A 25,691-nucleotide genomic window follows, 5' to 3' on the forward strand; every position below is an offset into this window, starting at 1 on the left:
TCCTTGGGAACCTGGGCCTCGACCGTGATCGTCTTCTCGTCGAGGTTGAGGTCGAGAATGCGATCGATCAGCTGGAAATATTCGATTCTCATGAGACCGAGATCAGGTACCCGCGTTCTTGGCGGCGACCAGTTCGTCGATGCGCGCGCACAGGTTTTTCAACACAAAATACTGCTCCGTAGTCGCCTTGCCGTCGTTGACCTCCTGGGTCCACTTCTCCAGCGGCAGCTTGATCCCGAATGCCTTGTCGATGGCAAACGCAATATCAAGAAAATCGAGGCTGTCGATGCCCAGATCGTCGATGGCGTGGCTATTCGGCGTGATCGTGTCGCGCGGGATGTCGCAGGTTTCGGCGATGATCGTGGCGACCTGATCGAATGTTGAGGACATCACTAAGCCTTTGATATATTGGAGATAAATCCAGATTGTTGCGGCAGGTGGCCATCCGCGCCCGAGAGTGGCCCTCGATCCCCGCCGCCTGGGAGTCGAGTGCCCGTATATCGGAGCGCCGCCTTTAGTTCAATGGAGGCGAAAAGGCTACGTTCTGCCGAATTTTGGGGCTTTTTGAATGATCGGGAGGACTGCCGGACGGCCACCTCTAGTGGATGGAGATGCGCACGCAGTCGCGCCGGGCCATCAGCACGCAGTCCTGGGTCCTGCGCAGGTCGGCGATGCTCATGGCAAGCCAGATCCCGACCGCGGTCAGCGCCACCGTGAAGGCGAAGGCGGCGATATTGGCGAGCATGCGCTGGCGGAAATCGTCCGGTGCGGCCCGCGGCTTCTCGTAGCGCGACAGATCGAGCGGCTCGATCAGCTTCTCGGGCTGCCTGGTCTGCGGCTGCAGCGGCGCCTGCAACTGGGAGGCGTGAAGCGCGTTGCGCGGCCTGAATTGGATCACGCGATGATCGTCGTCTTGCACGATGGGCCGCTGGGTCTTCACGGCTGCCGGCTCCGGAAATCGTCGAATAAATATCTAGCACGGGCTTGCGCGCTTCTCACAGAAAATCTTGTGAACACCATGTCAAATCGCAGCCATCATCCCTCCAAAGTATCATGGAACCTGCCGTAGTCGATTCGCACGCGGCCGTCGTCGGAGATGCTGAGCACATCCACATAGCGGTGTCCGAACCGGAGGTCGGAATGCTGGTAGGGTTTGCGGGCGTGAACGGTTTGCGCCGCAACAACGTCATAGCCCGAGACCACCACCATCAGCGACACGTCGGTCGCCTCGAGCTCTTCCGGACTCATCCCAAACAGCGGGCTGGCCTCATCCACCACATGATGCAGCGTCCAGCTCAAGGCGAGTGCGGGGCTTTCGTTGCGGAGCAGGGGCAATTCATAGAAGCGGCGGAACGGCTGGCCTTCGGCTGTCGTGATGTTCTTGAACATCCAGAGCCGCGCGGTCGCATTGCCGATGATGTTCTGCCGCTCATTGGCGAAGCGAATCATCAGGGTCGGCGCGCCCTCGTGATTTGAGATCACCGGGCTGGCCGCAAACAACAGCCGCGCGCTCGGCCGCGAGAAGCGCGCGAAGACCAATCCCGTCATCAACGACATCGAGAAGATGCCCGTGAACAGCTCGATCGCCGCCACGAAGTGACCGTAATGGGTCTGCGGATGCATGTCGCCGTAGCCCGCGGTCGAGAGCGTCTCGATCGAGAAATAGAAATAGTCGATGTAACCGCCGGCAGGCACGTTCGAGATCGGCTGGTCGCCGATCCAGTAGAAGCAGGCGAAGATCGCGTTGAAGGCGAGAAACACCAGCGCCGCGCCGGCGATGAAGGAGGGCCAGGTGGCCGTCATGCAGCGATGGCTGATGTCGGCCCAGAAATTCAGATGCAGGCCTTCGGCAATGATCTCGCGGCCGCCGATCCTGACGACACGCGGCTTGGCGACCCGTTCACTGTGGCCGTTCAACATCCTTCTTTCGTCTCCCGTAGAGGTAGCAATGCCTTGCAATGGCGTGTGATAACCCCTGTGACCGGTCTTGCCATCGTGTCATAATCGTGCGTTTTCCGAACAAGCAATTTGGCGACCAATCCGTGAGGATATCTCATGCACACGACGCGCGAACCCAGAGTCCACCCGATCCCGATCCTGTCGCTGCGCCCGACGCAGATGACAGTCGGCATGCGCGAGGTCAAGGAAAAGCGCCGGCGCTTCCGCGAGCAGGCCTCGGCCAAGAAGCAGGCGGAGATGATCGGCAAGCACATGATCCCGGTCGTCTACGGCCCGGACGAGCGGTATTACGTGGTCGATCATCATCACCTCGCCCGCGCCCTGCACGACGAGGGCATCGAGGATATTCTGGTGACCGTGATCGGCGACCTGCGCATGGTGCGGAAGGACGCGTTCTGGAACGTGATGGACAACAAGCGCTGGGTCTATCCCTACGACAACAAGGGCGAGCGTCGCCCGTTCAAGGACCTGCCGAAATCGATCCGCGAGCTCAAGGACGATCCATTCCGCAGTCTCGCGGGTGAACTCCGCCGCTCCGGCGGCTTTGCCAAGGACACCACGCCGTTCTCCGAATTCCTCTGGGCCGATTTCCTGCGTCGCCAGATGGCGCGCAAGCTGGTCGAGGAGGATTTCGACAAGGCGATGGAGAAGGCGCTGCGCCTCGCCAAGACCCATGACGCGATCTATCTGCCCGGCTGGTGCGGCCCCTCGGAGGATGCGTAGGGGGGGCCGTGAGCCTCGAGCTACGAACCGGTGAAACTCTTGAACCGTCACCCTGAGAGCATGTGAAGTTTTAGATCCGTCACCCTGAGGTGCCCGTCGCGAAGCGGCGGGCCTCGAAGGGCGACGGCCTCGGATGCTGGCAGCGGGGCCGTTCATCCCTCGAGGCCTCCGCTTCGCTCCAGCACCTCAGGATGACGGTGTTAGCATCCGTCATTGTGAGGAGCGAAGCGATGAAGCAATCCAGGGCCACGGATACGATTCTGGATTGCTTCATCGCTTGGCTCCTTGCAATGACGTACCCATGTGACTCCGCATCCTCGCGGCGCAATTCGCGCCCGAGTCTTGCTGTTGTGTCGCCCTCGAACAACGGAGGGCGCAGGGAAGACCGGGTGTCCGCATGCACCCGCGTGCCCTCGCGCGAAAAAACTGCGCGAAAGCGCGAAGACCACAGGTACAGGCGGAATCACACCGGCCTTCCCTGCGCAGTGGTTTACGGCTTATACGTGATCTCCTCGGTGAACCTTGCCGATTGCCACCGTCCGCCGCGATGCGCTTGCGCATCGTCGGCATTAGCGCCAGCCTTTGGGGCGCCAGGACCACACGATTTCGCTCGTCCGCTGAAGGCGCCGCTCGTCAGTCAGCCCCCTCGCGTCCACCGCAACCCGCCTCGCGCCTCATGACGATCGCGATGCGCCCCCTCTTGGGTGAGGCGGGATGTGAAAAGGATGCTTCCGATTTGCCGAAATTGCAAGGGCAGCCGCCTGCGGCAGATTGGCACGACGGGCAATTTGCGGATGGCTGGTATGCGGGGCGGCGGCGCTGCCGCGGTGACTGGCGGGCTCCCGATCAACTTCATCCTTGCCAACTCAAGCGGCGGTCCGGACGATTTTGATGGTTGGGACCGCGAACGCCTCTCCAAGGCCCTCTCGTTCGGACGCTGAAAGTGAAGCGTGCACTTTTAGAAAGCGTTAGGGAGAGCCGAGATAGGCTTGCTACCTGAAGTTTATCGACACATTGCAATTTTCGGTAGAGCATGAACGAAAGTGAAGGCAGCTTTGCCTGGCAAGCATTTCGCTTAAATTGGCTGCCCACAGTCGCAATGGGCACCGTGCTGCTGGTTGCGATCGCCTGCACGGCATTTTCATTGGAACCACTCGCCTTCGGCACGACCATCGCGATCGGGCTCTCACTAGCTCTCATCGCTTATGGTTCGGCACTCGCTTTCGCAGATCCCAAGTTGATTTTTTGGTTCGGTTCCACCGCCCAAGTTTCATCCTGGTCACGGCGATTGTCGGCCCCCTCAGCTACGTCGCCAATGCGTTGAATTGCCCGCTGCAGGATCACACGCTATTGCTGATCGACCGCGCCATCGGTCTAGATCCTCAATTGATTGCCGCGTTTGTAAACGACCACAGTTGGCTTGTGAAATATCTGAACAATGGCTACGGACTCATCAAGTGGCCGTTACTCGGCATTCCCATCGCTTTAACAATGGTGTCGCGGCTAATTCGGCTGCAGCAATTCGTCCTCGCGCTGAATATTGCGCTCGCCGTGACCATCGTGATCTCAATATTCGTGCCGGCCGTCGGGACCTACTACGGTTTGAACCTATCCCCGGCAGAGCGATTTCCGCTGCTTGATTCGTCGAATTATGTGGCGCAGCTCCGGGACATCGTCGCCTTGCGCAATGGCTCGTTGCGCCACCTTGAGCTATTTAAGCTGGTGGGTATCGTTTCATTTCCTAGCTTCCACACAGCGTCGGCTGTTCTTTATTGTTGGGCGTTATGGCCGGTTCGGGGCTTGCGGTGGGTAACGATCGGCCTCAGCACCTGGATGATAGCGGCCACGCCGGTGATCGGCGCGCATTACGTCATAGATGTCGTGGGAGGAGCCGCCGTTGCCGGCGGTTCGATCTTCTTGGCGGTTCGCCTGCTTCAGAAGCTCGTCTCTATGGGCACGTCCGACCCAATGGAGAGCCTGACCGTTGAGGCCGCCCTGCAATATCAAACCAATCGATAGTTCGCTGCTCCTTTTTTCGCATGCCGCCTGTTAACGCCGCATCATCAATGAGGAAGCCATGTCCGATCTCGTTTCGACCTCCGGCGCGTTGCCGAAAGAGCGGCGCAGCGACGGATCAGGCATCCTGATAACGGTCCTCGCACTGGCAGCGGTGCTCGCGATCAAATTGCTTTGGATCAAGACCAGCGTATTCGACGCGATGTCTACCGACGATACGATGCGGTTGGTCGAAGTTCGCGATCTCTTGAACGGGCAAGGCTGGCTTGACCTCATGCAATATCGATTGGACCCACCCGGCGTGCTGATGCACTGGTCGCGCATCATCGACGCGCCTTTGGCGATGTTTGTTGCTTTGCTGAAGCCGCTGATCGGAACGCACGATGCGGAGGCTGTGACGCTGTTTGTGTGGCCCCTGCTTCTGTTCGCTGCGGCGGTCGCGCTTGTTGTGACAATTGCGCGGCAGATGAGCAATGGTTCCGTAGCTGCGCAGATCGCTGCAGCTGTGCTCACGCTGCTGGCCGTGCCCGCACTCGTTCATTTTCGACCGGGCGCGATAGATCACCACAATGCCCAGATTGATCTGTTGCTGGCCCTCACTCTATTCACGCTGCAGATCGAGCGCAGTACGTTCAAAGCTGCGCTGGCCGGCTTCATGGCAGCGTTGTCGCTGGCGATCGGCGTTGAAATGCTGCCCGTGATCGCGGCGATCAGCATTGCTGTGGTGGGGCTTTTCATCTGGCGAGGCGCACCCGTTAGGCGACAAGTCCTGGCGTTTGCGATCGCATTGGCAGCATCGTCACTCGTGCTCGCATTGGCACTGCTTCCACTGCCGGGACTCGTGGCACCCGTCTTTGACTCCCTGGGCGGCCCACTTCTGCTGTTGACTGTTGGGGGAGGTGTTGGCTTGACGGCCATGGTCGGAATCGATCGCTACCACACTGCGCTGTGGCTGCGTGTGGCCACTGCGACCGCATCGGCGATCGCTTTGATCGGCGCGATGGTCTGGTTATTTGCCGGACACATCGCGTCGCCTTATGGGCAGCTCGATCCGATTGTCGTGTCGTTATGGCTCGACAAGGTTCAGGAAACGATCTCACTTGCGACGATGCTCCGGCTCGGTCCGGAGGAGGTCCTCGGCTTCTATGCGTTTCCATTGATTGCTTTGGGGATCGCTGCGGCGGCCCTGGTTCGATCGAAACCTTCCGAGCGGTTCCGCTGGGTGGTTGGCATCGCAGCGCTCGCCCCTTTATTCGCGATTAGCGTATGGGAAATGCGAGGTACGGGAGGCGCCGCCGTGGCGGCGGCCCCGTTGTTTGCCGCGGGTGCCGCTATCGTCTGGCCCTCGCTTGCCATCGGACGCAACCTGGCAGTGCTGGCATTCGTCGTTTCACCGGCGATGTTTGCAACGATCGGCCCGCCGATGGCGCCACTGATCTACCTGATCTTTCCGCCAGAACAGATGGACCTCGCTCCTGAAGCCTCAAGATGCCAAAACCCCTCGGACGTTGCGTCCTTGAAACAACTTCCAAAAGGACGTGTGATGGCGCCCATCGATCTCGGACCGGCAATTCTGGTGGAAACCAACCACGACGTCTTCGGAGCGCCTTATCATCGCAACAATGACGGCAACCTGGCAATGTTAAAGCTGATGTTGGCGCGGCCGTCGGTAGCGCATGAAATGATATCGGACCGGCACGTCGACTACGTGGTGATTTGCCAAACGGATCCAAATCGAAGCATTATTGAGCGCGCTCCAGACGGCCTGGAGGCAACACTTGCTCGGGGAGAAGCGCCTGACTTTCTGGAACGGATCGACGCCGCTTCTGCGGGCAAGATCACGACATGGCGCGTGCGAAAATGAAGCCGAGCTAAGCCTAAAAGTGGCGGGGAGGCCATCGGCCCACACTTCCTGCGCGATGAAATCGGCCCTCACAATACGGCCCCGCGTGTGGTGAAATCGCCGTCCTTGATCCGTCGCGACAGCGAGACCGCGTGGTGCCATCACAAGCTCCTTGCTTTCTCCAAGCAGCCTGTAACAGCACGGTCAGGCAACCTAACGTCGGCAGCCTCCGGCCCATCAACGACCCAAATCAAGCGTCATGAAAACGCTGTTCGGATCCGGGGCATAATCGCCGAACGGCTGACATTCGACGAAACCGTGTTTCCGGTACAAGGCGTGCGCGGGCAGGAAATAATCCCACGAGCCGGTTTCCAGGCTCAGGCGCGACATGCCGCGCCCGCGTGCGGCCGCGATGATGGTCCTAAGCATCGCGCTGGCGGCGCCTTGTCGTCGCGCCTGCCGGGCCGTGTGCATCGATTTCACTTCGCCATGGTCATCGGCAAGCCGTTTCAGTGCGCCAACCGCGAGCAGCGTATCGTGATCCCATGCCGTCCAAAACGTCACATCGGGCGCCTGCAAGCCGCCGACATCCAATGCGTGCGCGCAAATGTCTCATATTGTCAACGCGCTCGACATCGGCCTGGCGACCCGCGTCAAGGCCGAGCGGGAAGCCCGCGGGTGGTCGCTCAGCGAACTCGCCGAACGCTCCGGTGTGTCGAAAGCCATGATCAGCAAGATCGAGCGCGGCGAATCGAGCCCGACAGCTGCGCTGCTCGGTCATCTCTCGGGGGCATTTGGGCTTACAGTCTCCACGCTTCTGGCGAGAGCCGAGGGCGCGGTATCGCGCCTTGTGCGTGCCGATGAGCAGAGCGTCTGGCAGGATCCGCAGACGGGATTTACGAGAACGGCAATCTCTCCGGACGGCGCGAGCGCGATCCAGCTTGTGCGCGGCGAACTTCCGCCGGGTGCCTCGATCGCCTATCCGGCGTCGTCGTACACCTTCATTCATCAGCAAATCTGGATGTTGAGCGGAATACTCCATTTCACCGAAGGTGAGGAGACCCACGAATTGCGCGAGGGGGACTGTTTGCAGTTGGGCTCACCAACCGATTGTCGGTTCGAAAACCGGCAACGAAAGCGCTGCGTCTATCTGGTCGCCGTGGCCAGTCAGCGGTGATCGCCTGTGGCGGCGAAGCCTAAAGAACATCAGCGACGGTCTCTGGAAGTTGCGCTAAATTGCTGGCCTCGGTGGAGCGATGCGATGCGATTGGCGATCATTTCTGATGTCCATGGAAATCTGGCCGCTCTGGAGGCCGTGCTGGCCGACATTACGGCGCGTGGTGTCGACACCACCATCAATCTGGGAGATTGCGTCACCAGCCCGTTGTGGCCGAGGGAAACCTTCGAGGCCTTGCAGTCGCTGGCGCTGCCGACGGTGCGCGGAAACCATGATCGGTGGATTGAGGAGTATCCCGAGCAGCGGCTTTCGTCGGCCGGCAGGTTTGCGCGTGACGCATTGACCGCGGAGCAGAGGCGCGCGCTGCACAGTCTGCCGTCCCAACTCCGCCTGGAAGACGGGATATTGGCCTGCCATGGCACGCCGGATGACGACAGCGCGTGCCTGTTGGAGGAAGCGCTCGACGACGGTCGTTTCGCGCCTGCGCGTCGGGAGGTTCTGGAACAGCGACTGGGAAACGAGCTGGCGGCGCAGGTGGTGCTGTGTGGGCACAGCCATCGCCAGGCGGTCGTCCGCGGTCCGCGCGGGTGCTTGATACTGAATCCGGGAAGCGTGGGATGCCCGGTGTTCGCGGACATTCCGTTTGCTGCGAACCTGGAGTATCGCTCGCCACACGCCCGCTATGCGACCCTCACGAAAAAGGGCAGGGACTGGCAGGTCGAGCTTCTTGCCCTGGAATATGATTGGGAGTCGGCATCCGCGCGTGCGCGGGCAAACAATCGTCCGGAATGGGCGCAGGCGTTGTGTTCTGGATACGTCAAGTAGGACCCAAGGGAGCGTTCCGCTTCGCCGCTTCACCCTGGAGCTCTGGACCTGATGCCGGGACCGACGCACCTCCCGCGCCAAACACGATGCTTGTGGCAGGCGTTGCGTTGGGGCAACAATCCCCTGAAAAAGGCGATTGAGCCGCAGTTTGCGGCTTTGCTGGCCGAGGGGGTCGGCGGACAATCGTGCTCTGGATGCTTGGCTGTGCGACTCGGCTCAGGATTGAGCCTATGGAGGCTGGGACCATGAATCCGCAGCGATCTGCGCAAGTGTTGGGCTTGTTCCAAACGGCCGTTGTGGCGGGTTTGATTGTCGCCTGGTTTTCCGGATTCGGGTCGGCCGGAATCCAGAACACCGGCGCCGCCTTGTTCGAGGATCGCCGCCTGCCATCCTTGGCCGCCGCTGTCGAACTGGTGGACGCACCGCGGGCAAGTGCCGTTCCTCATGTCTTGCCCGGCCAAGTCTTGCCCGGCCAAGTCTTGCCCGGTCATGTCTTGCTCGGGCCCGTCGATCCGGCGACCGCAGCGGAGCCGGTGACAAAGGTGGCGGCCGAGCCGACGGCCGTCGCGGACCAGCCGAAGCTGAACGTTGAGCCAGCGCCGGGCGCTTCGTCGCAGATGCCGTCGTCGCCAACGCCGCCCGTTGAGGCGGCGGCTCTGAGCATGGCTGATCCAGCCCATGAGGCGGGTGAGCCGAAGCCGGTCGCCGAGATGGCGGCCGCAGTCGCTTCGCCGCAGCCGCAGCCCGCCGCAGCACCGGCCCTGCAGCTGGCAATGGCGAGCCCGTCGGATCGGCTGCCAAACGACGTCCCGAACGCTGTGAATCCTGTCGACACTCCTGACGCGTGTCCGGCAGAGGATGCCTGCATCGATCGATACCTGTGGGCGATCTATCAGCGGACGCCCAAGGAGGACAGCATCAAGGTCGAAGAACAGAGGAAGGTGACGGTCAAGAAGCGCGGCAAGACCGTGACTGTCACGAAGAGCTTCACGAAACTTGTCGATGAGGATTTCGGCTGGAAGGATCCGAAGGCGGCCGAACGTGTGGGCATGCCGATCATGGACTACGTGGTTGGCGGCATGGATGGAAGCTTCAAGCTCAAGCTCTTTCACCTGCTTCGCGCGGCGGAGGCGGCGGGGCTCGCGCCTGGCATCACCAGCGCGTTCCGCGATGACTACCGTCAATCGATCGCGAGCGGCCTGAAGGCGGCGAGTGATCGGTCCTACCATGGCGGGAGCTCGCGTGGCGGCTATGGCCATGGGCTCGCGGCTGACCTCGTGAGCATCAAGGGCGAGACACGCGACCAGCGCTACGCGTCGAGCGAAGCGTTGTGGAAATGGATCGACGTGCACGGCGAGGAGTTCGGAATCGGCCGGCCGTACCTTGATCGCGATCCGCCGCACGTCGCACCGATCGACGGCAAGGAATACGCCTCTCACCGCGGGGCCAAAACCCAGCACGCGGAGCAGCCTGTCAAGAAGCACAGCCAGGTAGCGGCGCGGGAGGTTCACAACGCGGCGAAGCATCCGCGAACCGCAAGATCGTCGAAGGTGAGAACGATCTGACCAGCCTCAGCATCCCGGCGCGCAGGGACGACGAGCCCGGCGCGCTGGTTCGGCCGGCAACTTTTAGTTGTAGCTGAGAGGACGCGCAATGGCAAAGAACACGATTTGCCTTTGGTACGACAAGGATGCCGAAGCCGTGCTCGATCGAAGGCCTTCACCGCACGCGGCGCTATGTTTCCCGCAACCAGACTTCGCCGATAGAATGGTCGGAACGCTTGCGCAGCACGACGTCGGCCCGCGTCCGCGTCGGTTGAATGTTCTCCCGGAGGTTGGCGCGATGATGCTCGCGCCATAACCTGTCCGCAACTTCGCGCGCGTCCTTCGGCGGGAGGTCCCTGTAGTGGTGGAAATAGGACGCGGGGTCTCGGAAGGCCGTTCGCTGCAGCCCAAGAAAGCGCTCGACGTACCAGGATTGGATGTCATCCTGATCGGCATCGAGGTAGATCGAAAAATCGAAGAAATCCGAGACGACCACGGGTGCGGTCCCGCGCGCCTGCAGGACATTGAGGCCCTCGAAAAGGAGGATGTCCGGTTTGCGGACGACTTGACGTTCCGACGGAATGACGTCGCCGATCAGATGCGAGTAGACGGGGAGCTCGAGCGTGCGTTCGCCGGCCTTTACGGCCGAGAGGAAGGCTAGCATCCGCGGCAGATCGTAACTCTCGGGAAACCCCTTGCGCCGCATCAACCCGCGTTCCTCCAGAACGGCGTTGGGGTGCAGGAAGCCGTCGGTCGTAACCAGCTCGACACGCGGATGATCCGCTAGGCGAGCCAGAAGCGCACAAAGGACGCGGGCAAACGTGCTTTTGCCTACAGCAACACTCCCTGCCAGCGCGATGATGTAGGGCGAAGCGCGTGACGGCCGACCGAGAAATTCCGCCTTGACGCGCATGAGGTTGCGAGCCGCCGAGAAATGGAGGTTCAACAGGCGGACGAGCGGCAGGTACACGTCTGCAACTTCGGCAGACATGATGGGCTCGTTCAAGCCGCGAAGCACCGAAAGATCCGCATCCGAGAGGGGCAGCGACGTGTTGGAGCGCAATGCCGCCCAATCGCTGCGGCCGAACATTTTGTATGCGGACAGCTCGTCGGAGTGGGTCATTGTCATCCGTTCACGGTGGCCGATGCCGTCGCTGGATTTTTTCGGGGAAAATCAAGACCCTTCAATGCCCCGCAGGTCTTCATGGTTGCTTCTCACTCCCCAAACCATAGCTGCTGCCGCTTTGAGCGGCTATCAGCGATTGAGCGAGAGAGCCTGCCGCTTTCCGCAACAATGCGCGTATGGACAGCTTCGCGCGGGTGCATTGAAATTGCGGAGGCCGGCAACCTGTCGCTCGCCGGCATCGGCTGGTCTCGTCCTGGGCCAAGCCGTCCTTACCGGATCCCCGCGCGCAAGAAGCTCTGGATGAAGGCGCGCTGGAACAACAGGAAAGCGATCATCAGGGGCGCCGAGGTCATCAGCGCGGCGGCCGAGATCACCGACCAGTCGACGCCCTGGTCGACGGAGGCGAACACCTGCAGGCCGACGGTGAGTGGCCTGGTCTCGACCGAGTTGGTCACGATCAGCGGCCAGAGGAAATTATTCCAGTGATAGCTGACGGAGACGAGGCCATAGGCCACGTAGACGGGGCGGGCGAGCGGCAGATAGACGCGCCAGATCGTCTGTAGCGTGCTCGCGCCCTCCATCCGCGCGGCGTCGTCGAGTTCCCTCGGGATCGATTTGAAGGTCTGGCGCAACAGGAAGATGCCAAAGGCGGAGGCGACATAGGGCAGGCCGACACCGGTCAGCGTGTCGATCAGGCCCATTGTCTTGAGCGTCTGGTAATTCTCCAGGATCAGCACGTCGGGCGTCACCATCAGCTGCACCAGCATCAGTGCGAACAGCACGCCGGAGCCGAAGAACTCCCAGCGTGCGAGCGCAAAGGCTGCGAGGGTGCAGATCACGAACTGCGCGGCCATGATGCCGAGCACGAGGAGGATGGTGTTGAGGAAGTAGCGGGCGAACGGCGCGGCCGTCCAGGCGCGCACGAAATTGTCGAATGTCAGGGGCGCTGTGGGATTGAAATGGGTCGCGAAGGCCGAGGGGTGAAAGGCGGCCCAGATCGCGTAGAGCAGCGGCAAGGCGAAGGCGAGCGCGAACAGCCAGACCGCTGCTGTCGAGATCAACCTGGTCGAGCGGTCCGGCATGCGTCCTCAGCGATAATGAATTTTGCGGTCGAGCAGGAAGAACTGCAGGAAGGCGATTGCCGCGAGCGTCGACAACAGCACCGTCGACAGCGCCGCCGCATAGCCGGAGTCCCAGAAGCTGAAGGCGACCTGGTAGATGTAGAACAACAGCAGCGCGGTCGCGTTGTTCGGACCGCCGCCGGTCATGGCGATGACCTGGTCGACGACGCGGAAGGCATTGATCAGCGCATTGACGGCGACGAACAGCGTGGTCGGCATCAACAGCGGCCACGTGATGCGGCGGAAGATCAGCCAGCGCGAGGCATTCTCCATCCGCGCGGCCTCGTAGAGCACCGGCGGCACCTGCTGCAGCGCGGCGAGGTAAAAGATCATGAAGAAGCCGGCTTCCTTCCAGACCGTCACGGCCATCAGCGCGCCAAGCGCGGTTGCGGGATTGCCGAGCCAGTTGACGCTGGCAAAGCCGAACAGGCGGATGATCTGGTTCAAAAGGCCGTAATCGGGCGTGTAGAAGAACAGCCAGATATTGGCGGCGGCGACCATGGGCAGGATGGTCGGGGTGAAGAAGGCGAGCCGCAGCGCTGCGCGTCCCCTGATCTTGCCGTTCACCCACAGCGCCATCACAAGCGCAAGCGCGATTGCCAGCGGCACGGTGATCAGCGCGTACAGCAGGTTGTTGCGGAACGCCAGCCAGAACACTGGATCGGCCAGCATGGTGCGGTACTGGTCGAGGCCGATATAGGTGGCCGCCCGCTTGCCATGCGGGGTCGAGAAGAAGCTGTCGATGATGGTCTCGACCGCCGGCACGTGGGTGAAGGTCGCAAGCAGCACCACCGCCGGCAGCGCGAGCAGCCAGCCCTGCAAATGGATGTTCAGCCGAGCCGGATGCGATTTGCCCATGTGAGAGAGAGTGCCGGCCGGTGACCTCTCACCAGCCGGCACACTTTGTCAGTGCTGATAAGGTGCGAGAATACGGGTGGCTTCAGCCTGCGCGTCGTCGAGCGCGGGCTTTGCTTCCTTTGCCCCGGTCAGGATCGCCTGCAGTGCGTCGTTGAGCGCTTTGGTGACGCGCTGATTGTCGTGGGTCGACAATTCCGCCACCGCGTCCTTGAGCTGGTCGCGCGCCACGACAGCGGCCGGGAAGTCGGCGGTGTACTTCTTCATCGCCTCGGTCTCCCAGGCATCGGGGCGGGTCGCGACATAGCCGGTGGCGATGCCCCAGTCGGCGGCACGCTCGGGCGTCGAGAGGAAGCGGGCGAATTCCACCGCGGCTTTCAGCTTGGCCTTGTCGTCGGTCTTGAAGACATAGATGTTGCCGCCGCCGGTCGGCGATCCCCCGCGGACCTTGGCCGGCATCGCCGCCACGCCGAACGCGAACTTGGCGTTGTTGCGGACATTGGTGAGATTGCCGGTGGTGGTCCACATCATCGCGGTCTTGCCTTCGAAGAAATCCTTCGGCGTCGTGCCCCAATCGATGATGCCCTTGGGCATGACCTCATATTTGCGGCTGAGATCGGCGAAAAACTGCGCGGCCTCGATCACCTTGGGATCGTTGTAGGCGACCTTGGTCCCGTCCTGGTTGGCGAGGATTGCGCCGTTCTGGGTGGTGAGCGCCTGGAACAGCCAATAGGGGAAGCCGGAGGAGGGGATTTCCAGGCCCCATTGCGTGACCGCGCCCGACGCATCGCGCTTGGTCAATTGCTTGGCGATGGCGACCATCTCGTCCCAGCTCTTCGGCGGCTTCTCCGGATCGAGGCCGGCGGCCTTGAACGCATCCTTGTTCCAGTACTGCACGATGGTGGAGCGCTGGAACGGAATGCCCCAGGTATGGCCGCCGGCCTGGCTGTTCTCCATGAAGGCCGGATAGAACGATTTGATCCAGGCCTTGTCGGCGTCGCTCGTTGCGAGCGCGTCAAAGGGCTCGATCAGGTCGTTATCGATCAGCGTGAACATGTCGGTCGACAGCAGGATCGCGATGTCGGGCGCGTTGCCGGCCTTGGCCGCGGTCATCGCCTTCACGATGGAGTCCTGATAGCTGCCGGTATAGACCGGCTTCACCGTGATATCGGGGTGCTGCTTGGTGAACTCGGCGGCATAGCCGTCGACGATCTTGGTGATGGGGCCGCCGACCGCGATCGGGTAATAAAAGGTGAGCTCGGTTGCGCAAGCGGCTGAGCTGCCGAGAACGGCCGCCGCGAGCGTCGCTGCAGTGGTGAATTTGGCAAACATGTTCATGCGCTGATACTTTCTTTAAGTCGTAACCTTGTGGAGTTCTGGCGCGTGCGTGGCGGCGCCGATGTCGAGACGCTCGCCGCTTGTGCCATTGAACAGGTGAGTGGCCCCGGCCTCCCAGCTCAGCCCTACTCTGGCGCCGATCGGTGGCGCGCCATCCCCGCGGGTGCGGGCCTGGATCGGCCTTGCGCCAAGGTTGCAGTTGAGGCTGCAGGTGACGAGCGCCTCGGCGCCGAGATATTCGACCGCGGTGACAGTGGCGTGAAGGGACGCCCGTGCATTCGCGCTATCCACGCTGACATCCTCCGGTCGGAGGCCCAGCACGCGGCCCCGTCCCTGGCCCGTGAACAGCGCCGGCCCCGCGGTGCCCGCAATGATCGCGCCCTGCGGCGCGTCGTCGAGCTCGAGCAGGTTCATCGGCGTTCCGCCGATGAAGCGCGCCGCGAACAGGCTCGCCGGCCGCTCGTAGAGCTCGGCAGGACGGCCGTTCTGCTCGATGCGGCCGCCGCGCATCAGGATGACGCGGTCGGCCATGCTCATGGCCTCGGTCTGGTCGTGGGTCACATAGATCATCGTAATACCCAGCCGCTGCTGCAGCGCGCGGATCTCGCGGCGCAGCTCCTGGCGCAGCTGCGCATCGAGATTGGAGAGCGGCTCGTCCAGCAGGCAGACCGGCGCTTCCGCGATCAGGGCCCGGCCAAGCGCGACGCGCTGCTGCTGGCCGCCGGAGAGTTGCGCGGGCTTCCGCGACAGGAGCTTCTGAAGATCGAGCAGCGCCGCCGTCCGCTTCAGCCGCTCGGCGATTTCCTGCCTGGAGGTGCCGCGCACCGAGAGGCCAAAGGTGATGTTGTCGGCCACGGTCAGGTGCGGAAACAGCGCGTAGGACTGAAACACCATCGCAACGCCGCGCGCCGAGCCCGTGAGTCCTCCGACATCGCGGCCCTCGATCGCGATCATGCCTGTCGTGGGTTCGTCGAGGCCCGCGATCATCCGCAGCATGGTCGACTTGCCGCAGCCGGAGGGGCCGAGCAGCACCACCAGCTCCCCCTTGCCGACGGAAAAGGAGACATCATCGACCGCGCGCGTCTCGCCCCACGCCTTCGTCACCGATCGCACGTCGACGCTGCTCATGATCGCCTGATAATCCCCTGGTCCAATCCTGCGGCAAATGCCGGCGTCCCCAGATAAAAATGGCTCGTGAAGCTTATGTGACAGGTGCTGTCGGGGCCGGATCAGCAAATCTGCCGCGAAATCCGCAGCCAAGTCCAGCAGGCGGGCTTCGATACCTTGGTAGGCCTCGCGCGCGCGGCGCTATGCCGCGCCCCGCAGCGGCCGGGCGAAACTGAGCTCATGGCCGTCGGGGTCCGTCAGGTGGAAATAGCGTTCGCCCCATTCGGCATCGCGGGGCAGGGTCGAGGGCTCCAGGCCTGCCCGCAGCGCCCGCTCGTACATGGCATCGACATCGTCGACATAGAAGATGAGGCGACCCCACCACGACCAGTGCCGCTGCTCGGGCTGGGCGATCAGGTTGAGATAATTGGGGCCGGCGCCAAAGCTGGAGAAGGCGGCGGTCTCGCCGCCATGCAGGAGATCGAAGCCCAGCGATCGGTAAAACCGCACGGCGCTTTCCATGTCGTGGGTTGCAAGGGTGACGGCGCTGATGGCCTCGATCATGACGACACCTTCCGTTGCTGCGGCGCCGCGTCCTGGGTTGATTGGCCGCCGATCCAGGTCTCGATGACATCAAAGCGGTCATTGAAGGCGACGAGGTCGGCACGGTAACCCGCGAGGACCGCACCGAGTTCGCGGCCCAGTCCCAGAAACATCGCCGGCGTGCGCGAGGCCATCGCCAGCGCGTCGGACAGGTCGATGCCGAGCCACGTGGCGGCGTTACGCACGGCCTCGATCATCGTCAGGTGCGCGCCGGCGAGCGTCCCGTCCGGCCCGGTCAGGCGGCCGTTGTCCAGCGTGATGCGTCGGCCCTGCAGCAGGAACTCCCGCTGCGCCGCGCCGACCAGCGGCATCGCGTCGGTCACCAGCATCAGGCGGTCCGGGCCCTTGCAGCGAAAGGCGAGACGCAGGCTCACGGGGTCGACGTGAAGCCCGTCGCAGATGATGCCGGCAAACAGCCGCTCGTCGTCGAGCGCGGCGCCGACCACCCCGGGCGCCCGGGCGGTCAGCTGCGACATGGCGTTGAAGAGATGGGTGACCCCGGTGATCCCCCGGTCGGCAGCCCGGGCCATTTCCACGGCGGTGGCGTCGCTGTGGCCGGCCGCGATCCGCAAGCCGGCCTGAACGAGCTCCTCGATCAGCGCAGCCGGCACGCATTCGGGGGCCAGCGTCACCAGGGAGCGGCCGAACCTGGCAAAGCTCTTGATCGCGGCAAGGTCGCGCGCGTCGGGCACGCGGATCTCGGACTGCAGATGAATGCCCTTGCGCGCCTTGTTCAGCGCCGGGCCCTCGAGGTGAAACCCGAGCACCCCCGGGATTTGCAGGGCGCCCGGTGCCGCAGCCGCAAGCGCCTCCATGGTCTCGACGTTGCAGGTGATCAGCGTCGGCAACAGGCCCGTGGTGCCGCAGCTCCGGTGCGCCGCGGCGATACGGCTTATGCCGGCTGCGCTCGGTTCGTCGTTGAGCAGGATGCCGCCGCCGCCATTGACCTGGATATCGATGAATCCCGGCGCGAGGATGGTCTCCGGCGGCAGCGTGACCGTTGCGGCGGGTGCTGCGCCGGAGAAGCTGACATCCGCGATCAGGCCGTCCGCCACGGTGACCAGCGCCGGTCCGCGCATGGCGGTGCCGTCGAACAGCTGCGGCGCGGCGATGGTGAAGGCAGCGGAGGAAGGCTGGTCGTCCATGGGCTCGTCTGTCGGCGTTGGTCAGCGCTTTTGGCTGAGAGCCAGTGTAACATCTTCAACCGCGGCCGCATGATCCTACATTTGGGTGGCCTGCCAGCGTCAATTTGAGCAGAGCGCCGCCGGGTGAGGCCGAACCCGGAACCGTGTTTTCGCGTTGCAATGGGTGATCAGGCGCGTTCGAGCTGGTGGCCGGACGCGGCCAGGTTTTTCAAGTTCCGCATTCAGTCCCCTCAAGGAGGCGGATCGCGCATGGCCACGGAAGAAGTCGACCCCCGCTTTGCCGATCTCGACGCCTGGGCGCTTGCCTCCGCCATGGAGGCGATGTGGGAGGGCCAGCTTGCGGCGGTCGCGGCGATCGGCCACGCGCTTCCCGCCATGACCGCGGCCACCGAAGCCGCCTATCGCGCGCTCGGCGATCGCGGGCGCCTGATCTATGTCGGCGCCGGCACCTCGGGCCGGGTGGCCGTGCAGGACGGCGCGGAGCTGCCGCCGACCTTCGCCTGGCCGACAGCGCGGCTACGCTTCATCATCGCCGGGGGCGAGAGCGCCTTCACCACCAGCATCGAAGGCGCCGAGGACGACGTCGACGACGCTATCAGGCAGATGGCGGCGGCCGAGCCGTCGCCGCATGACGTCGTGATCGCGGTCGCCGCATCGGGAACGACGCCGTTCACCGTGGCGGCATTGCGGGAGGCCGGCAGGCGTGGCGCGGTGACCATCGGCATGGCCAACAATCCCGATACGCCGCTGCTCGAGCAGGCCCGGTTTCCGGTGCTGGTCGAGACCGGGCGCGAGCTGATCGCCGGCTCGACCCGGATGAAGGCAGGCACCGCGCAGAAGGTGGTGCTCAATTTGATCTCGACCGGAATCATGCTGCGCCTTGGTCGTGTCTATCGCGGCATGATGGTCAACATGCCGCCGACCAATGTGAAGCTGAAGCGCCGTGCCGAGATCATGGTCGCGCGTATCGCCGGCTGCAGCGAGACGCAGGCGGCGGTCGCGCTGGAACAGACCGACGGCGACATCAAGACCGCCGCGCTGGTGGTGCTCGGCTATGACAGGGCGGAGGCCGAAAAGTGGCTCGCGAGCCATAACGGCAATCTGCGCGGCGTGTTCGCCGATCTCTCCGACAAGATCAGCCGATGATGCAGAGCAGCAAGCAGACGACGGATCCCGCGCGCTCCGCAATGGCCCGCGAGACAAATGACAGCGCCGAAGTCGCAGCACGCATCCTGCGCAGGCGGCGGGCGATCTCGGATATCGCCGGCCAGCTCGATATCAGCACAGCGCCGCTCGCCGTGCTGTGCGGCCGCGGCAGCTCGGGACACGCTGGCGTGTTCCTGCGCTATCTGATCGAGACGCGGCTGCATCTGCCGGTCTCCGCCAGCGCGCCCTCGGTGATCACGGCGTTTCGCAAACCGCTCTGCCTCGATCATGCATTGTTCATCGTGATCTCACAGTCCGGGCGCAGCCCGGACCTGGTCGCCGCGACCAGATCGGCGCGCGAGTCAGGCGCGCGCACGGTCGCGATCGTCAACGTCGTGCCGTCGCCGGTGGCGGATGCGGCGGAGTTCGTGATTCCGATCGAGGCCGGCGTCGAGCAATCCGTCGCCGCGACCAAGACCGTGGTCGGCTCGATGGCCGCGGGCGCCGAGCTCATCGCGGCGCTGGCCGATGATGCGACATTGCGCTCCGCGCTCGACCGTCTGCCGGAGCGGCTTGCGCGCGCTGCGGCGCTCGACTGGTCGGCCATCGCTACCGATCTCGCCAATGCCTCCGCGGTGTTCGTCGCCTCGCGTGGCCTCGGGCTTGGCCCGGCGCGCGAAATCGCGCTCAAGCTTGCCGAGATCCTGCGACTGCCGGCCCTCGGCTTTTCCGCCGCCGAGCTGCAGCATGGGCCTCGCGCGGCGCTCTCGGCCAGGACGCCGGTGCTGTTGATGCGCCTGAATGACGAGACCGCAGCGACGGTGGACCAGCTTGCGGATGACTTGCGTGCCAGCCGCATCGCGCTGCATCTTGCCGGCGGACCAAGCGCGTCGCTGCCCTGGATCGGCGACGACGACGCGGCAACCGACGCCATCACCATGCTGGTACCGGCCTATCGCATGATCGAGGCCACCGCACGAGCCTGGGGTTTTGACCCGGACCGGCCACCGCAGCTGAGCAAGGTGACGGAGACGTTTTAATCATGATGCGGACCCGGAGGCTGTGTTGAGCTTGCAATTGTCTAGCGGCCTTCGACAAATTCCGCTCAATTGAAAGGCGAACGCGATGATCTCATCGCTTGCGCCTTCGGCGCGAATCAAATCGGGTGGGTATCACATCATTCCGGTCGCAAAGCTTGTCTTCACCACGCCCGCATCACAGCCCATGCGAGGAAGATCGACGCGAACAGGAATGTAATGGCGAACAGACCCATGTAGCCCGGCTTCTGGCGCCGGCCAGTCGTCGTTTCATACATGTGCATGAACCTCACCTCCCTTCAGGAGCCTTGAGGCGATTCAAGCCTCCCACGATCCGTCGTTCATGCATTGATTCACGTCAATATTGGCAGGATTGCCACACGCCTCATGGCACGACGCGCAAGCGCGCCGCATGGCTCATTCATCTCGCCGCGCTTGAAGTCCGCCGCTATTTCGGCACGCGCCCCATCAGGTAAAACTCGTCATTCGGCCGCATGCCCGTGACATTGGCGAGGCGGTTCGACAGTGCGAAGAAGGCGGCAATCGCGGCGATGTCCCAGATGTCGTCGTCGGACAAGCCGTGGGCGGCGAGCGCCGCAAAATCCGACTCCGACACCACATGCGCCTCGAGCGCGACCTTCAGGGCAAAATCCAGCATCGCCCTCTGGCGCGGCGTGATGTCGGCCTTGCGGTAGTTGACCGCGACCTGATCCGCGATCAGCGGGTTCTTGGCGCGAATGCGCAGGATGGCGCCATGCGCGATCACGCAATACTGGCATTGATTGGCGGCCGAGGTCGCCACCACGATCATCTCCCGCTCGGCCTTGGTGAGCCCACTCTCCTTGTCCATCAGTGCGTCGTGATAGGCAAAGAAGGCGCGGAACTCGGCCGGCCGGTACGCCAGGGTGAGGAACACGTTCGGAATGAAGCCCGACTTTTCCTGCACAGCGAGCAGGCGAGCGCGGATGTCGTCCGGCAGCTTGTCGAGCGCGGGCGCGGGGAAACGTTTGGCGGGCGGCTGGGTCATTGTCGAGTGTCTCCGAGGAAAACGCGATTCCATCCAAGGTTACCCCGGCCGTTAACCCCTGGTAAGCCACTTCTGCGGGCGCTTAAGCGCGCATTGACCATGGATGTTTACGCGGCTTTTCGCGCGGGCGTCCTATTGTCCAGGCGGGAGAGGGAGCGAAACACGTGTGACAATGCCCCGCACAGGGATGCTGAGGACGATCGGCGGCTGGTTTTCGGTCGGCGATGCCGACACGCCGCTTGATCGCGCGCTGTTGCGCGAGCAGTTCCGCGCGCTCACCGCCCAGGTTCCGCTGCTCTATGCGATCCTTGTGCTCGACAGCATCAGCGTTGCCGTCGTGCTGCCGTCGGACTTCTCATGGTGGCTCCGCTTTGCCTTTCCTGGCGTGCTCATTGCAGCCAGCATCTACCGGATGGCCTGCTGGCTGCGATTGAAGGACCATGTCCCGACGCCTGAGGAGGCCCGCGCTCATCTCCTTCGGGGACGCACGCTGACGCTGATCCTCGATGTCGGCTTTTCGGTCTGGACTGTCGTGCTGTTCGGCTCGGTTGATCCTGGCTTGCGGGCGCCGATCTCGCTCACCATCTTCATGGCGTCCGCGATCAGCGCCTATTGTCTCGGCAGCCTGCCGAGTGCCGCGCGGTTGACATTGCTGATTTCCGGACTGCCGATCGCGGTGCTGTTCCTGCTGTCTGGCGAACCGGCGCTGGTTGCGATCGGTGTCAATCTCGCGCTGTTTCTGGCGCTGTTCGTGCGGATGCTCAACACCAGTTTCGCTGCGATGGTCGAACTGGTCGCATCGCACTCGCGGCTCGCCGCCGAAAGCGAACGGACGCGCGCCGAACATGCCCGGGCCGAGACGATCGCAGCGCGGTTCGACACCGCGCTCAACAACATGTCGCAGGGCCTCTGTTTCTTCGACGGCGCGAAGCGGCTGATCGTCAGCAACCGCCAATATTGCGAAATCTACAGCCTTTCGCCCGACGACGTGCGCCCGGGCATGTTGCTGAAGGACATCGTCGAGCTCCGCTTCAAGGCAGGCGCCGGTCCAAAAATGACCGGCGAAGAATATCTGCGCTGGCGCGACAGTCCCGTCATCACGGACAAGGAATCCGACAGTATCGTCGAGCTCGCCAGCGGGCGGGTCGTGCGCATCTGCCATCGTCCGATGCCTGATGGCGGCTGGGTCGCGACACATGAGGACATCACCCAGCGCCACCAGACCGAGCAGGCCCTGACCGAGGCCAAGGCCAATGCGGAACGCGCCGAGGCGCGCGCGCGCAGCATCCACACCAGGCTGACCGAAGCGCTCGACGTGGTGTCCGAAGGCCTCGCCGTCTACGACAGGGATGATCGCCTGGTTCTCTGGAACCGGCAGTATGCTGATATCTATTCCCTAGGTCATGACATTCTGAGAGCCGGCATGACCTTCGAAGAGGTCGTGCGGGACGGTCTGTCCCGGGGGCTTTATGCTGACGCCATCGGCCGTGAGGAGGAGTGGCTGAGCGAGCGCCTGGCGCGGCGCATGCAGGATCACTGCTCGCACGAGCAGCAGCTGGCGGGCGACCGCTGGCTGCGGATCGAGGAGCGGCGCACCGCCGACGGCGGCAATATCGGCGTGCGCATCGACATCACCGAGCTGAAGCGCCGCGAGGCCTCGTTCCGGCTGTTGTTCGAGGAAAATCCGCTGCCGATGTGGGTCACGGACGCCGACACCGGCCGCCTGCTGGCCGTGAATGCCGCGATGTGCGGGCATTACGGCTATAGCGGCGATGACCTGCTTGCGATGCATGAGCTGGACCTGCAGGCGGTGCCGTCAATCGCGGAGACCGGCCCCTCGCGCCGGCACCGTACCTCTGATGGCCGCGTGATCGAGCTTGCGGTCGAATCTCGCGCGCTGCGCTATGACGGTCGCGACGCCCATGTCACCGTTGCGATCGACGTCACCGAGCGCAACCGCACGGAGCGGCGGATTCGCCATCTCGCCTGGCACGACGGGCTGACCGACCTGCCGAACCGGGCGGCGCTCGACGATCATTTGACGCGCCTGATCGCGCGGGCGCGCGAGGCTGGCGGCGGCTTTGCCGTGCTCTGCATCGATCTCGACCGCTTCAAGCAGATCAACGATCTCCACGGCCATGCCACCGGCGACCAGGTGCTGCGCGAGGTCGCGCGCCGCTTTGCACAGGCCGGGCCGAACGCCTTCATCGCCCGCGTCGGCGGCGACGAGTTTGTCGCGGTTTGCGAGGCTGCGCCGGCGGCCTCGGCCGCGGAGCTGCTCGCGACCCGCCTGCATGACGCGCTGGGCGAGAAGATCGAGATCTCCGGCCATGCTTTCGACCTCAATCTCAGTGTCGGCCTTGCCGTCTATCCGCGCGACGGAGCCGATCAGATCAGCCTGCTCGCCAATGCCGACGCGGCGCTCTACCGTGCCAAGCATGAAGGGCGCGGCACCATCCGCTTCTTCACCGCCGCGATGGACAAGCAGCTGCGCGAGCGCGGCGCGCTGGAGCAGGATCTGCGCTCCGCGGTCGCCAACAACGAGCTGTTCCTGGAGTATCAGCCGCAGCAGTCCAAGCAGGGCCAGATCATCGGCTTCGAGGCGCTGGTGCGCTGGCAGCATCCGTTGCGCGGCCGCATTCCGCCCTCGGACTTCATACCGCTCGCCGAGGAGAGCGGCCTGATCGTGCCGATCGGCGAATGGGTGCTGCGCGAGGCCTGCCGCGAGGCGGCCTCATGGCAGGGCGCGCTGCAGGTCGCGGTCAACGTCTCCGCTGTTCAGTTCCGGCGGGGCAATCTGGAGGGCCTGGTGCGCGACGTCCTGGAGGAGACGGGAATCGAAGCGGCCCGGCTCGAGCTCGAGCTCACCGAGGGCGTGCTGGTCGAGGACGCGCCGCATGCGAGGTCGGTGCTGGAAGCGCTGAAATCGCTCGGGGTGCGGATCTCGCTCGACGATTTCGGCACCGGTTATTCGTCGCTCTCTTATCTCGAGGCATTCCCGCTCGACCGGATCAAGATCGACCGCTCCTTCGTCATCGGCATCGGTCGAACCGAACGTTCGCTCGCCATCGTCCGCGCCGTCATCGGCCTTGCACACGGCCTCGATCTTCCCGTGTTGGCCGAGGGTGTCGAGACGGCGGAGCAGCTGGCCACGCTGGTGCGCGAAGGCTGCGACGAGATGCAGGGCTATCTGATCGGTCGGCCGCGGCCGATCGAGCATTATCGGGACATCGTCATGGACGTCGCACCCCGGATAGCCCAGAGCTTCGCATAGAGAGGGCAGCGCTCTGGTTTGAATGTCGCGTCGGCGCTGCCGCGTTCAGCGCAGCGGCTTCTTCAACAGCGAGAAGCGGTCGGGATCGAGGCCCTGGGAGGGCTGCAGCATCGGCGCTTCCATCAATGACGGCGCGCGCGGCGGCACACGTTCGAACCCGGACTCGGGGGGCGCCGCGTCGCGGTTGGAGGTGGCGCCGCGCCAGCGCTCCAGCACTGCGCCGACGAAATGCAGATCATGGCCGGCGGAGACTGACGGCACGGTCGCGATGGTGGCCTCGCTGCGCGGCAATTGATGGGCCGGCACCTCCTTGAAGCGCAGCCGCGTCGGCAGCGCCACGCCTTCGCCGAAGGCCAGCACCTCGCGGCTGCCGAGCGACGGGACAAAGGACAACAGGTTCGCAGCGGCGTCCGAGACTGCCGAGCGCATCAGGGCCTGGTCGCGCTCGTTGGCAAGCCGCATCGAGAACAGCGTGTTGCACTGGGAGATGATGGTGGCGTCGAGCTCGGCGGGACGCTGGGTGATGAGGCCGAGATAGACGCCGTATTTGCGGCCCTCCTTGGCGATGCGCGAGATCGCCTTGCGGGTTGGGCCGAACCCGATATTGCGGTCGGCGGAGGCGTAGCGGTGGGCCTCCTCGCAGACGAACAGCATCGGCGAGACGCCATCGCTCCACAGGCCGAAATCGAAGGCCATGCGGCAGACCACCGAGACCACGGAGTCCACGACCTCGGCGGGGAAGCCGGCAAGCTGCATGACCGTCATCGGCTTGCTGTTGGCGGGCAGCCGGAACAAATGGCTGATCACCTCGGCCATGGTGTCGCCGCCGACATTGGCGTTGTCGAACATGAAGCCGTAGCGCGGATCGTTGCGCACGGTTTCGATGCGCGAGATCAGCTTGTGATAGATGATGCGCGAGGAGCGGTTCTCCAGCTTGCCCATGCGCTCGTCGATGAGCGAGATCAAGTCGACCAGGCGATACGGCACCGGCGTATCGACGGTGTAGCCGACCGCCTTGGGATCGGCGCGCTTGAGCCCCAGGCGATCGGAGTTCTGGTATTGGGTGTAGATCGCCTTGGCCTGCGGAATGACCTCCGCGAGCACATCGAGCTCCTCCGGCACGCCCGGGCGGCCGCCGAACAGCACGTCGACGATTTCCTCGAAATTGAACAGCCAGAACGGCAGTTTCAGATTGCGCGGGTTGAGCACCATCGCGCGGCTGCCGAAGCAGCGCCCATATTCGTTGTGCACGTCCAGCAGAAAGACGCGCAGGTTCGGCCGTGCCAGCAGGATCTCGTTGAGCAGGAGCGACACGCCGGTCGATTTGCCGACGCCGGTCGAGCCGAGCACCGCGAAATGCTTCGACAGCATTTCCTCGACATCCACATAGGCCGTCACCGAGCGGTCCTGCTGCAACGTGCCGACATTGATCTGGTCGGCGCCGGTCGGTGCATAGATGGTGCGCAGCTCTTCGGCGCTGATCAATGCGACCGGATCGCCAATGGTTGGGTAATTGGTGACGCCGCGCTGGAATTTGGGGCGGTCGCCGGGCAAGATCTCGCCGAGCAAGTCGACGCCAGCGGTCGCGACATAGGTATCCGTGACGGGCAAATCCTCACAGGACACCTCGGTGATCATGGCGACGATGGTCGAGGCGCCGGAGCGGATGGAGACGAAGCGGCCGACGGTTGCGCGTATCTCCGACATCGGCATCTGGCTTGCGGCCAACATGCCGACCCGGGCAGACGAGCCGCGCACCGAAATCACACGTCCAAGGGATGTCACAACAATTGAACCTGGCATTTGCGAATTGACAGGCCACGAC

General features: G+C 63.6%; 24 protein-coding genes and 1 pseudogene. 10 read left to right on the plus strand and 15 right to left on the minus strand.

Annotation, left to right across the window (positions count from 1 at the left end; translation table 11 throughout):
• From VFB05_RS29455 to VFB05_RS29470, 4 genes and pseudogenes are all read right to left on the minus strand, one after another.
• Positions 1-92: pseudogene (locus VFB05_RS29455) on the minus strand (beta-hydroxyacyl-ACP dehydratase); the annotation flags it as partial.
• A 10-nt stretch (positions 93-102) separates the two neighbouring features.
• Entirely contained in the window at positions 103-390 is a 288-nt protein-coding gene (locus VFB05_RS29460) for an acyl carrier protein (protein ID WP_325019184.1), read from the minus strand.
• A gap of 208 nt (positions 391-598) precedes the next feature.
• Positions 599-940, minus strand: coding sequence for a hypothetical protein (locus VFB05_RS29465; RefSeq protein ID WP_325019186.1), 342 nt, complete (start codon positions 938-940; stop codon positions 599-601).
• A 95-nt stretch (positions 941-1,035) separates the two neighbouring features.
• Complete coding sequence (locus VFB05_RS29470; RefSeq protein ID WP_325019188.1) at positions 1,036-1,920, minus strand: ion channel; 885 nt, start codon at positions 1,918-1,920, stop codon at positions 1,036-1,038.
• Positions 1,921-2,055: 135 nt separating this feature from the next.
• On the opposite strand from VFB05_RS29470, the gene VFB05_RS29475 reads away from it, so the two are divergent.
• The 4 genes from VFB05_RS29475 to VFB05_RS29490 all read left to right on the plus strand — a co-directional run bounded on the left by VFB05_RS29475 (position 2,056) and on the right by VFB05_RS29490 (position 6,562).
• The gene (locus VFB05_RS29475; RefSeq protein ID WP_325019190.1) at positions 2,056-2,682 is read left to right on the plus strand and encodes a ParB-like protein; all 627 of its coding nucleotides are present in this window, start codon (positions 2,056-2,058) and stop codon (positions 2,680-2,682) included.
• Positions 2,683-3,715: 1,033 nt separating this feature from the next.
• Positions 3,716-4,006 carry a hypothetical protein gene (locus VFB05_RS29480; RefSeq protein ID WP_325019192.1) on the plus strand — a complete coding sequence of 97 codons (291 nt, stop codon included), beginning with the start codon at positions 3,716-3,718 and terminating at the stop codon, positions 4,004-4,006.
• Between the two features lie 26 nt (positions 4,007-4,032).
• Positions 4,033-4,701, plus strand: coding sequence for a phosphatase PAP2 family protein (locus VFB05_RS29485; protein ID WP_325019194.1), 669 nt, complete (start codon positions 4,033-4,035; stop codon positions 4,699-4,701).
• Between the two features lie 58 nt (positions 4,702-4,759).
• Complete coding sequence (locus tag VFB05_RS29490; RefSeq protein ID WP_325019196.1) at positions 4,760-6,562, plus strand: hypothetical protein; 1,803 nt, start codon at positions 4,760-4,762, stop codon at positions 6,560-6,562.
• 216 nt (positions 6,563-6,778) lie between these two features.
• Here VFB05_RS29490 and VFB05_RS29495 read toward each other — a convergent pair whose 3' ends face one another.
• Positions 6,779-7,120, minus strand: a complete 342-nt coding sequence (locus VFB05_RS29495) for a GNAT family N-acetyltransferase (RefSeq protein WP_325019198.1) — start codon at positions 7,118-7,120, stop codon at positions 6,779-6,781.
• A gap of 28 nt (positions 7,121-7,148) precedes the next feature.
• Between VFB05_RS29495 and VFB05_RS29500 the strand changes: the two genes are divergently transcribed.
• Together VFB05_RS29500 and VFB05_RS29505 are read left to right on the plus strand one after the other, a co-directional pair.
• Complete coding sequence (locus tag VFB05_RS29500) at positions 7,149-7,718, plus strand: XRE family transcriptional regulator (RefSeq protein ID WP_325019200.1); 570 nt, start codon at positions 7,149-7,151, stop codon at positions 7,716-7,718.
• Positions 7,719-7,802: 84 nt separating this feature from the next.
• Positions 7,803-8,543: a metallophosphoesterase family protein gene (locus VFB05_RS29505; protein WP_325019202.1), complete on the plus strand. Its 741-nt coding sequence runs from the start codon at positions 7,803-7,805 to the stop codon at positions 8,541-8,543.
• A 487-nt stretch (positions 8,544-9,030) separates the two neighbouring features.
• Here VFB05_RS29505 and VFB05_RS29510 read toward each other — a convergent pair whose 3' ends face one another.
• On the minus strand, positions 9,031-9,207 hold the full coding sequence (locus VFB05_RS29510) for a hypothetical protein (protein ID WP_325019204.1): 177 nt from the start codon (positions 9,205-9,207) through the stop codon (positions 9,031-9,033).
• Between VFB05_RS29510 and VFB05_RS29515 the strand changes: the two genes are divergently transcribed.
• On the plus strand, positions 9,206-10,108 hold the full coding sequence (locus VFB05_RS29515; RefSeq protein WP_325019206.1) for a hypothetical protein: 903 nt from the start codon (positions 9,206-9,208) through the stop codon (positions 10,106-10,108). The genes VFB05_RS29510 and VFB05_RS29515 overlap by 2 nt on opposite strands.
• A 169-nt stretch (positions 10,109-10,277) precedes the next feature.
• Here VFB05_RS29515 and coaA read toward each other — a convergent pair whose 3' ends face one another.
• The 7 genes from coaA to nagA all read right to left on the minus strand — a co-directional run bounded on the left by coaA (position 10,278) and on the right by nagA (position 17,382).
• Positions 10,278-11,216 carry a type I pantothenate kinase gene (gene coaA / locus VFB05_RS29520; protein WP_325019208.1) on the minus strand — a complete coding sequence of 313 codons (939 nt, stop codon included), beginning with the start codon at positions 11,214-11,216 and terminating at the stop codon, positions 10,278-10,280.
• A 266-nt stretch (positions 11,217-11,482) separates the two neighbouring features.
• Entirely contained in the window at positions 11,483-12,295 is an 813-nt protein-coding gene (locus tag VFB05_RS29525; protein WP_325019210.1) for a carbohydrate ABC transporter permease, read from the minus strand.
• A gap of 6 nt (positions 12,296-12,301) precedes the next feature.
• Positions 12,302-13,192 carry a sugar ABC transporter permease gene (locus VFB05_RS29530; protein WP_325019212.1) on the minus strand — a complete coding sequence of 297 codons (891 nt, stop codon included), beginning with the start codon at positions 13,190-13,192 and terminating at the stop codon, positions 12,302-12,304.
• 48 nt (positions 13,193-13,240) lie between these two features.
• The gene (locus VFB05_RS29535; RefSeq protein WP_325019214.1) at positions 13,241-14,527 is read right to left on the minus strand and encodes an ABC transporter substrate-binding protein; all 1,287 of its coding nucleotides are present in this window, start codon (positions 14,525-14,527) and stop codon (positions 13,241-13,243) included.
• Between the two features lie 15 nt (positions 14,528-14,542).
• Positions 14,543-15,655 carry an ABC transporter ATP-binding protein gene (locus tag VFB05_RS29540; RefSeq protein ID WP_325019217.1) on the minus strand — a complete coding sequence of 371 codons (1,113 nt, stop codon included), beginning with the start codon at positions 15,653-15,655 and terminating at the stop codon, positions 14,543-14,545.
• Between the two features lie 180 nt (positions 15,656-15,835).
• Entirely contained in the window at positions 15,836-16,198 is a 363-nt protein-coding gene (locus VFB05_RS29545; protein ID WP_325019219.1) for a VOC family protein, read from the minus strand.
• Positions 16,195-17,382, minus strand: coding sequence for an N-acetylglucosamine-6-phosphate deacetylase (gene nagA, locus VFB05_RS29550; RefSeq protein ID WP_325019221.1), 1,188 nt, complete (start codon positions 17,380-17,382; stop codon positions 16,195-16,197). Before nagA ends, VFB05_RS29545 begins: the two co-directional genes overlap by 4 nt.
• 249 nt (positions 17,383-17,631) lie before the next feature.
• On the opposite strand from nagA, the gene VFB05_RS29555 reads away from it, so the two are divergent.
• The gene (locus VFB05_RS29555; RefSeq protein WP_325019223.1) at positions 17,632-18,528 is read left to right on the plus strand and encodes an N-acetylmuramic acid 6-phosphate etherase; all 897 of its coding nucleotides are present in this window, start codon (positions 17,632-17,634) and stop codon (positions 18,526-18,528) included.
• A complete protein-coding gene (locus VFB05_RS29560) occupies positions 18,525-19,568 on the plus strand; it encodes an SIS domain-containing protein (protein WP_325019225.1) in 1,044 nt (347 codons plus the stop codon). The genes VFB05_RS29555 and VFB05_RS29560 overlap by 4 nt, the downstream gene beginning before the upstream one ends.
• Before the next feature lie 445 nt (positions 19,569-20,013).
• On the opposite strand, the gene VFB05_RS29565 is transcribed toward VFB05_RS29560, so the two are convergent.
• Positions 20,014-20,592 carry a peroxidase-related enzyme gene (locus VFB05_RS29565; RefSeq protein ID WP_325019227.1) on the minus strand — a complete coding sequence of 193 codons (579 nt, stop codon included), beginning with the start codon at positions 20,590-20,592 and terminating at the stop codon, positions 20,014-20,016.
• Between the two features lie 172 nt (positions 20,593-20,764).
• Here VFB05_RS29565 and VFB05_RS29570 point away from each other — a divergent pair, with 172 nt between their 5' ends.
• Positions 20,765-23,866: an EAL domain-containing protein gene (locus tag VFB05_RS29570; protein ID WP_325019229.1), complete on the plus strand. Its 3,102-nt coding sequence runs from the start codon at positions 20,765-20,767 to the stop codon at positions 23,864-23,866.
• 45 nt (positions 23,867-23,911) lie between these two features.
• Here VFB05_RS29570 and VFB05_RS29575 read toward each other — a convergent pair whose 3' ends face one another.
• Positions 23,912-25,669 carry an ATP-binding protein gene (locus VFB05_RS29575; protein ID WP_325019231.1) on the minus strand — a complete coding sequence of 586 codons (1,758 nt, stop codon included), beginning with the start codon at positions 25,667-25,669 and terminating at the stop codon, positions 23,912-23,914.
• Between the last annotated feature and the right edge of the window lie 22 nt (positions 25,670-25,691).

Source organism: Bradyrhizobium sp. (assembly GCF_035652035.1).
GTDB lineage: Bacteria > Pseudomonadota > Alphaproteobacteria > Rhizobiales > Xanthobacteraceae > Bradyrhizobium.